The organism is Bacillus sp. 179-C3.3 HS (assembly GCF_047229225.1).
GTDB lineage: Bacteria > Bacillota > Bacilli > Bacillales > Bacillaceae > Bacillus.
In genome coordinates this window covers 1-1,220 of record NZ_JBFEFT010000050.1, presented here as the reverse complement: position 1 = coordinate 1,220, position 1,220 = coordinate 1, and the positions used below count along the sequence as shown (strand labels likewise).

Genomic DNA, 1,220 nt, shown 5'->3' with positions numbered 1-1,220 from the left:
ATAGTTTATCGGTGATTGGTTGTTTAGTTTTGTTTGAATACGAATGTTGTTATAATAATAAATGTATTCTTTGACAGTGCGTTCTACGATGCTGGTCGTAGTTCGATCAATCCTGTTAAGATAGAACGTTTCAGACTTTAGCGAGGAATGAAACGATTCGATGGAGGCATTATCAGCGGGCGTCCCTTTACGGGACATGCTCATGGTAATGCCTTTTATATGAACAGCTTTCTGATACTCGTAAGATGTATACACAGAACCTTGGTCGCTATGTAACACGCAGTTCTCAGGCAGTGCCGGGAGCTGATCAAGTGTGTTTAAGATAAAGTCTGTGTCCTGCTTATCACCAATCGTAAAAGCAATCACTTCTCCATTATATAAATCCAATATACTGGAAAGGTACAATTGTTTCTGTCCGTAAGGCAAATACGTGATGTCCGTTACTAGTTTTTCAAGAGGGCGATCAGACTGAAAGTTCCGATCCAGTATATTATCGACCACGGCATAGGGTTGCCCATTCTTCTTACGCTTTTTCATTTTAACCCGGCACTGCCACTGGTTTTTCTGCATGATACGTTGAACAGTTTTATGGTTAATACGCATTCTCATTTTTAGTATGGCTGTGATTTTTCGATAACCATATCGATACTTGTGCTCTCGGCACAACGTGCCGACCTGTTTCTCTAGTTGTCTTTTAGAATGATTCTGAGTCAGATCCTTTTTCCATCTATAGTACGAAGTCCGTGAGATGCCTAAATGGACACAGATGTCCTGTACCGTCATCGTTTTGCACAATTCTTCTACCAGTCTGATTGACGTTTCCTTATCAACTTCCTTTCCAATTCGTTGTACTTTTTTAAAACTTCATTCTGTTGTCTCAAATAGCGATTTTCTGCCTGCAGTCTCTCTAATTCGGAAGAGTACTCGGGGCCCTTTCCATAGGAATATTGTTTTCCAACAGGCTGTTCGAACCGGTGTGTATCCCCAGCCTTATGCCACCTCACCCATGTCTGAACCTGTGTCTTGTTCTTAATATTCAATTCCTGCATGATTTCTTTCATAGATACGCCTGCCAATCTCATTTCTACAGCCTTCTGTTTGACTTCAACCGGATAACTCACTCTTGTCCCCATAGAAAAAACACCTCCATGTTTTATTTCGGATCACAACGATCCGTTTTCAAACTTGAAGGTGTTTTTTATTTGTCTCATCTTATGGGG

Annotated in this window: 1 protein-coding gene; it reads right to left on the bottom strand. The window is 40.8% G+C overall.

The window, feature by feature from the left end:
• Positions 1 to 1,133 (bottom strand): IS3 family transposase gene (locus AB1K80_RS17140; RefSeq protein ID WP_412858145.1). Its coding sequence is split into 2 segments (ribosomal slippage), with 1,134 coding nucleotides annotated over them: positions 1 to 860 and positions 860 to 1,133; the frame shifts between segments, so codons are not numbered across the junction. This gene is flagged as partial in the annotation.
• Positions 1,134 to 1,220: the final 87 nt, after the last annotated feature.